This is a genomic window from Calothrix rhizosoleniae SC01 (assembly GCF_900185595.1).
In the GTDB taxonomy this organism is placed as follows: domain Bacteria; phylum Cyanobacteriota; class Cyanobacteriia; order Cyanobacteriales; family Nostocaceae; genus Calothrix_A; species Calothrix_A rhizosoleniae.
In genome coordinates, this window is sequence record NZ_FYBH01000142.1 from 1 (window position 1) to 6,958 (window position 6,958).

Genomic DNA, 6,958 nt, shown 5'->3' on the forward strand with positions numbered 1-6,958 from the left:
TCTAGTAATTTTGTTTGTAATTCTTGACGAACATTGATTGAATGCCGTAGCTCTTGAAGCGCATTTTCTAGGTCGTGAGTACGTTTTTTGACTCTATTTTCTAGCTCATAATTTAATTGTAATATCTCTGTTTTTACCCTTCTCAATTCTAGATGATTATTTATCCTAGCAAGAACTTCTTCAAAGGCAAAAGGTTTAGTTATATAATCTACACACCCAGCATTAAATGCTTTAACTTTATCAAAAATATCATTCAATACACTCATAAAAATGATGGGAATATCGGTGGTTAACTGCCATTTTTTTAATCGCAGACAAATTTCATAGCCATCGATATCGGGTATCATAATATCTAATAAAATCAAATCTGGTAATTTTGTTTTACAAATATCTACCGTCATTTGCCAGTTAAAAGCTTTACTGACATTAAAACCATGACGATGTAAAAGTGAGGATAATAATTGTAGATTATCTGGTTTGTCATCAATTACTAAAATCTCTTTTTTAATTCGATTCATATTGGTTTTATTATTGTGTAAATATTATGATTTATATTTTTGAAAGTTGATTGAATGTATTTATGGTGTTACATAACTTTCATTATATACTGGTATAATTTTTTATAGCAATATGTATGAAGAGATTTGAACTATCTAGCTCAGTAAGTATTATGATTTTATATAGCAACTATGTAGCATTCATGCTTACCTATGTGTAGGCTTGATATAGGCTTATTATTAGGTCGTATATAACTATAAAACAACTGAAAGCTTTACCAGTAATAAATTTCAGGCAAACAAAGCTCTTGAACTATTATTTATTTAGCTGAAACAGCAAGAAAGAAGATTGGACGTTTCCTCAGTCAAACAAACCGATATAGCGCTACGCGCAAGTAATCAGTAATAAGTTTACTATTCATAGGTTTGGTGCTTCAACAATGCCCGTGCCCTAATTGTGTAGTGTTATACAATTTAAATGGGCGACAACTTATTTATTACTCTGCTTCGTTATATAGTTATTTTCTCAAATATCGAGATATTCTACTTACTATAAATAATCGGTTTTTGCTGAAGAAATTATCTCAATCCTGTCTCCAACGGACAAAACATGAGATGGTGTTAATGGGGATATCCTAGTATTTACACTAAGCTTATAGAAGTGATTGAAGCGAGACTTATTAACCCAAGGAGGTAGGGTTTTTTGGCGCTGGGAAACAAATATTTTTTGGAAGTGCTCGTAAGCTTGACCTGTTTCTGGGTTCCTCACAGGTACTATACATCGCTGACAGGGATTTACTCCCAAAAAAAGCGTATCTCCAATCCGCAAAGATATTGTATTTCCAGTGTCAGTGAATAACCTGTCTTCCCAAAATGCTGGTACATCGTCAATTTCCAAATTGGCTCGTATACGACGGCGTAACTGTTCTACACTCATCCCAGGAAACCAAGAAGCAACTTCTGTTAAAGTTGCGGTACTAATAATTGTCGGCCCAGGTGATTTGGTATCATCAGGAAATCCCATCACAGGATTATCTTTGATTCGGACTGTCATGCCAAAAAAATCGCTGAAAGCCTTTGTTAAAGATTCCCTATCTAGATCTAGATGAAAATCTTTTGTCCCGATGTGGGGAATTTGTAACGAAACTGTTTGCTTATCCAAGTTGAAATGGGAGCGTAATAAATGAATTTTTGGATTGCGTTTCCCATTTACAAATTTATTTTGTGGATCGAAAATAGCAAACTTGCGATCGCATTTTAATGCACCACTGGGAAGAATTTGGGTTTGGGAGACTTCCACCCCATCCAATGATTTAATTGGGTAGAGGAGGATTTTGGCTAGGTAAGGCATCAATTATCCTGTCAGTCGTTTAATCAACAGGACTTACGCAAAAAAATTTTATTGCAGTCGCAATTTTTTGTCTATTCCCGACAATTGTGAATTTTGCGTAAGTCCTAATATATCCAAGTATTAGACATAAGTTTTGATACTTAGAGCATAGGAGTTTCTATTTAACCTTTAGGGTAACAAAAACAACATGTAAAATCAACGACTACTGGGGATATACTGGTGATTTGTCAATGCCACCAACATGATTTAGGGGCCAGAAACGCAGTATAGCGCGGCCAATAATATTCCCACGGGGGACTACTCCCCAGCAACGACTATCATAGCTACTACCACGGTTATCCCCTAGGACTAGGTATGAGCCAGGGGGAATAGTTTGGGATTGGGCAAGGAAGGGTGGTTGTTGTCCGGATGCACACACCTCCACTGAGGTAACTTGTGAAGATGAAAGATATTTGTTTTCTCGTAAGGGCTTATTATTGATGAAAACTTTACCTTGTTTGAGTTCTACTTTCTCTCCCGGTAGACCAATAATACGTTTAATAAATGCATCTTCGTATTCTTCGCTTTGTAGATTTTTTGTGGGAGAGAAGACTACAATATCTCCCCGTTGTGGTTTGGTAAAGTTATAACTGAGTTTATCAACAATTATTTTATCTGCTTCCCACTGATTAGGGGTTCCATGTAAAGTAGGTTCCATAGAACCAGTAGGAATCCATCTGGCTTCAGCGACAAATGTACGAATCCCGAGGGCGAGTACAATGCTTAATCCAATGGTTCTTAGGAGTTCTCCCATCCAGGAGTTATTTGGTTGCGGGCTAGAGTTATTATCAGACACTTGATTTTGCATGAAAATAATCAATTAAAGGCACAGTATACAGTTATTTAACTGCACTAATCCGAGTGGTAATACTATATCTATCGATCTTAACCTTGCCAACAGATTTTATCAGTCATCAGTTATCTTGTTTACAGAATTTGGCGCAAAGTAAATTTTTCTATGCCAGTATCCCAGAAGCCCACGGATTCCATTGATGGGAGGATGTCAATTCCTATTTGTCTGGAAAATATTTAGGAATTTAGGAATGGGGAAGAAAAATGAAGTTTTTTGTCAGTAGTTGCAAAAATTTATTGCTATCCATGCAACCAAGTTTAACCTATAAGCGTAGTTATTCAATAAGTCAGGTTGTTGCCTGTACAGTATTAATCCCATGTCATTGCCTAGTAGTTTACTGATTCGTCACCCTCGCATTGTCCTACCCAATGGTGAATTGATGGTTGGGGATGTGTTAATAAGCGATCGCTTAATTGTGGAAGTCGCAGCCAATATATCTACAACATCACCAATTACAGAAATTGACGCAACTGGCTTAACTTTGTTGCCAGGGGTAATAGATCCCCAGGTACATTTTCGGGAACCAGGTTTGGAACATAAGGAGGATTTGTTTACAGCTAGTTGTGCTTGTGCTAAGGGGGGAGTTACTTCTTTTCTGGAAATGCCTAATACCCGTCCCCTCACCACTAACCAAGCTGCTTTAGATGATAAGCTGCAACGTGCCCAAGACAAATGTTTGGTTAACTATGGCTTTTTTATTGGTGCGTCGGGGGATAATATTGCAGAACTGCTAGCAGCTAACCCTACTTCAGGGATCAAAATTTTCATGGGTTCCATGCGGGGAGGATTATTAATAGATAATCCAGAAGTTTTAGAATCTATATTTTCCCAAGGGAAACGTTTAATTGCTGTTCATGCCGAAGATCAAGCTAGAATCAATCAACGAAGGGAAGAATTTGCCAATATCCATGATCCTGCTATTCATTCCCAAATTCAAGATAATCAAGCAGCTTTATTAGCAACCAAGTTAGCCTTAAAACTTTCGCAAAAATATCAGCGTCGCCTGCATATTCTGCATATGTCCACAGCAGAGGAGGCGGAACTACTACGTCAAAATAAACCTAGTTGGGTGACAGCAGAGGTAACACCCCAACATTTATTCTTAAATACCAGTGCCTATGAGAAAATTGGCACCTTGGCACAGATGAATCCCCCCTTGCGATCGCCTCATGATAATCAAGTCCTGTGGCAAGCTTTGCTGGATGGGGTGATTGATTTTATTGCTACGGATCATGCCCCCCATACCTTGGAGGAAAAAGCCCAGGAATACCCCAAAACTCCCTCCGGAATGCCGGGGGTGGAAACCTCCCTACCTTTGATGTTAACCAAAGCGATGGAGGGACGTTGTACCATCCCTCAAGTTGTCAATTGGATGTCTACAGCCCCTGCTAAGGCATATGGGATTCCCAATAAAGGAGCGATCGCACCTGGTTATGATGCAGATTTGGTATTGGTTGATTTGAATAGTTCTCGTCCGGTGTTGCGCCAGGAGTTATTAACTAAGTGTGGGTGGAGTCCTTTTGAAGGTTGGGAGTTGACTGGTTGGCCTGTATATACCATTGTTGGGGGTCAATTAGTATACGCTCAAGGTAAGGTAAATACGGAAGTAAGAGGTCGAGCTTTGGAGTTTGGCAACAACAAATAAATGTCCCGTAGGGGCACGGCATCCATAATCTCTCGGTATATAAAGTAACTTTAAAAACGCCGTGCCCCTACCGATTATGGGCATATATTGCATAAAATAGTTTTAAAATTTCTCAAATTCTCAAAAACCAGGTCATGCTCATAGATCCAACTAAAGGAGAAAAAACACATCCTTTTTCAGATAAAGAAATAAAACCAATCGCTGAAGAAATATCAAGGTCTGACGAAAATAGAGGAAATGATCGTGAAAATTGGGAAGCTGCAATCCAACAGCTAAAAAATCAATACCCAATTCAATATTTTTTGTGGGAAAGAAAGAATAATACTTGTATTTTAGTAACTAAACCTTTACATTTATTCTATAACAGTAAAAACCGAGATTTTACTTTAGATATTATCAAAACTCTTGTTTCATTTTCAAGTTTAGTAGCAACATTTATTGCCGCATTTAGTTTAATATCAAGTTACAATCATAATAACGAACGATTAATCACAGACCGTTTTTCTAAAGCTGTAGAACAACTAGGAAGTCGAAAATTAGAAGTTCGTATAGGGGCAATTTATGCTTTGGAAAGAATATCTAAAGATTCAGATAAAGATTATTGGACTGTAATAGAGGTTTTAACTGCATTTCTACGAGAACGATCTAATTTAAACACAGAAAATACTCAAGAAGTTTCTGAGCCTAAAATTGATATTCAAGCCGTAATAACAGTACTCAAACGTCGTTCAAAATCTTATGGAAATGGAGAGAAAGAAGGTCTTAATCTATATCAAGCCAAGCTTCAAGGAGCAAGCCTAGGGGGAGCAAATTTTCAAAAAGCATCCCTAGGGGTAGCAAATCTTCAACAAGCATTCCTATGGGAAGCAAATCTTCAACAAGCATTCCTAGTGGGAGCAAATCTTCAAAAAGCATTCCTAGCAAAAGCAAATCTTCAAAAAGCAAACCTAGGAAGAGCAAATCTTCAACAAGCAGACCTAGAAAAAGCAAATCTTCAAAAAGCAAACCTAGTGGGAGCAAAAAACCTAACTCATCAACAAATAAAATCAGCCTGTTTCTGGGAAAAAGCTATATACAAATCTGGAGATAAAGAAAATCAAAAATTTATTAAAAAATTAAAACAAGATAAAAAAACTGACCCAAAATGACCAATTGATTGTAGTACTTGGAAATTAAAATAGCTTTTCAAAATCAATCTTTTTCTGCCTCGTCACTAGGGCTGCGGCTCCTTTTTTGATTACTCCAAAATTCCCACCAAAATCTTGACTATTTCTTCTAAATCATCAGGCAAAGTATAGGAAGCAATATCTCGTGTGATGGTGTGGGAACCTGGTGATAAAATACCGAATACCCATACATCACCCATAGTCACCACACCATAAATTATATCCGGTGTATCCTCTAACATTGCCATTGCAATCAACTCTACTGCCAACTGAGTAAAACCCCTGGTTAAATCATCACGTTTGGCTTCAATCACAACTAAACTGTGGTGAGATTGAATCAAATAGTCGAGATTTCCTTGCAGTAAATTATTTACTTTTACTGGATATTCAATTCTCAAAAGCCGTTTACAAATAACTGCAACTCGACTTAAAACAGGTGCAATTAAAATTTCTCGCTTTGCTGCTTCGCTGCTAAGAGTAACATAAGGAATAGTTTCTTCTAGTTGCTGACGTAGTTCAATTAAACCTTCTATTTCACGGTTAGTTTGAGGAAGTTGCAAGCGTTTACGAATAAAATCATAGTCAAACTCAGCTAATATTTCATCAGTATCATTGGACAATTCAAAGTAAGAGCGAAAAGAGTAGTTAGAATTTTTATCAAGGATAGACATAGGAAGTTTTCAGCTTCGTATAGTAATATCATCTCCACATCACTAGGGAAAAATCAACAATGTCCTTCTTGTGGTGGACGCTATCCCTGTGATATAACTGCCTGACCCAACCCCTTGAGAATTTGCAAAACATTGTAAAGTTCTCTGGCATTCGTAAGTGGAGCAAAGACCCGTGATAAATCATACTGCGGCTTACCCGTTTGTACTACCTTAACAAACAAAATATCATCGCCATTGGTCACCATGCCAAATACGGGCAGATTGGAGTTGGGGTTTGCCATCATATACACTAGGGCTTGCGGTAATGCCAACAACGCTGACAGGGTGGTTTTTTTTGACTCCAGTACCATCACCCAAAATCGGTCTTGCAGGACGAGAACATCAATCCGCCCGCGTAGAATCTCCTCACCATCATCCACTACCACATCCACAGTTTCTTCCGCCCTGATCCGGAATGGGGGATCGTAAAATCCGGCAAGTGCCAGTAATGGGGAAACTAACAGCAGCATCACCGTTCCTTCCAATAAATTCCCTAAAGACCGATGATATATATATCTACGCCGCAGGACATCAAGGTTTTCTCTGTCCGCTTCCGTCAAAGCTGGTAAATCAGCACACCACTCTGGGAAAAATCCCTCCTCTTCAATGCGGACGAAACCAAAGCGGCTTTCTGCATCCGCCAGATTGGTAATCGCCTCCGTGATGGCTTTTGTCTGTGTCATTTCAGTTATCACTG

Annotated in this window: 7 protein-coding genes; 2 read left to right on the forward strand and 5 right to left on the reverse strand. The window is 38.2% G+C overall.

Annotated features, from left to right (window positions below):
• The 3 genes from CALSC_RS08660 to lepB all read right to left on the reverse strand — a co-directional run.
• On the reverse strand, positions 1–518 hold a 518-nt coding region (locus CALSC_RS08660; RefSeq protein WP_143288197.1), incomplete at its 3' end, for a response regulator.
• A 529-nt stretch (positions 519–1,047) separates the two neighbouring features.
• Positions 1,048–1,848, reverse strand: coding sequence for an MOSC domain-containing protein (locus CALSC_RS08665; RefSeq protein WP_088240966.1), 801 nt, complete (start codon positions 1,846–1,848; stop codon positions 1,048–1,050).
• 202 nt (positions 1,849–2,050) lie between these two features.
• On the reverse strand, positions 2,051–2,695 hold the full coding sequence (lepB, locus tag CALSC_RS08670; protein WP_088240967.1) for a signal peptidase I: 645 nt from the start codon (positions 2,693–2,695) through the stop codon (positions 2,051–2,053).
• 361 nt (positions 2,696–3,056) lie between these two features.
• Between lepB and CALSC_RS08675 the strand changes: the two genes are divergently transcribed.
• Together CALSC_RS08675 and CALSC_RS08680 are read left to right on the forward strand one after the other, a co-directional pair.
• Positions 3,057–4,385, forward strand: coding sequence for a dihydroorotase (locus CALSC_RS08675; RefSeq protein ID WP_088240968.1), 1,329 nt, complete (start codon positions 3,057–3,059; stop codon positions 4,383–4,385).
• 134 nt (positions 4,386–4,519) lie between these two features.
• Positions 4,520–5,533 carry a pentapeptide repeat-containing protein gene (locus CALSC_RS08680; protein ID WP_088240969.1) on the forward strand — a complete coding sequence of 338 codons (1,014 nt, stop codon included), beginning with the start codon at positions 4,520–4,522 and terminating at the stop codon, positions 5,531–5,533.
• 89 nt (positions 5,534–5,622) lie between these two features.
• On the opposite strand, the gene CALSC_RS08685 is transcribed toward CALSC_RS08680, so the two are convergent.
• Together CALSC_RS08685 and CALSC_RS08690 are read right to left on the reverse strand one after the other, a co-directional pair.
• Complete coding sequence (locus tag CALSC_RS08685; RefSeq protein WP_088240970.1) at positions 5,623–6,222, reverse strand: hypothetical protein; 600 nt, start codon at positions 6,220–6,222, stop codon at positions 5,623–5,625.
• A gap of 80 nt (positions 6,223–6,302) precedes the next feature.
• Complete coding sequence (locus CALSC_RS08690; RefSeq protein WP_088240971.1) at positions 6,303–6,944, reverse strand: type I restriction endonuclease subunit R; 642 nt, start codon at positions 6,942–6,944, stop codon at positions 6,303–6,305.
• Positions 6,945–6,958 lie beyond the last annotated feature (14 nt).

Excerpts from the sequence above, each read along its gene's own strand:
- CALSC_RS08690 (WP_088240971.1), bottom strand. The coding sequence starts at position 6,944 with ATGACACAGACAAAAGCCATCACGGAGGCGATTACCAATCTGGCGGAT.
- CALSC_RS08665 (WP_088240966.1), bottom strand. The coding sequence starts at position 1,848 with ATGCCTTACCTAGCCAAAATCCTCCTCTACCCAATTAAATCATTGGAT.
- CALSC_RS08680 (WP_088240969.1), top strand. The coding sequence starts at position 4,520 with ATGCTCATAGATCCAACTAAAGGAGAAAAAACACATCCTTTTTCAGAT.
- CALSC_RS08675 (WP_088240968.1), top strand. The coding sequence starts at position 3,057 with ATGTCATTGCCTAGTAGTTTACTGATTCGTCACCCTCGCATTGTCCTA.
- lepB (WP_088240967.1), bottom strand. The coding sequence starts at position 2,695 with ATGCAAAATCAAGTGTCTGATAATAACTCTAGCCCGCAACCAAATAAC.
- CALSC_RS08685 (WP_088240970.1), bottom strand. The coding sequence starts at position 6,222 with ATGTCTATCCTTGATAAAAATTCTAACTACTCTTTTCGCTCTTACTTT.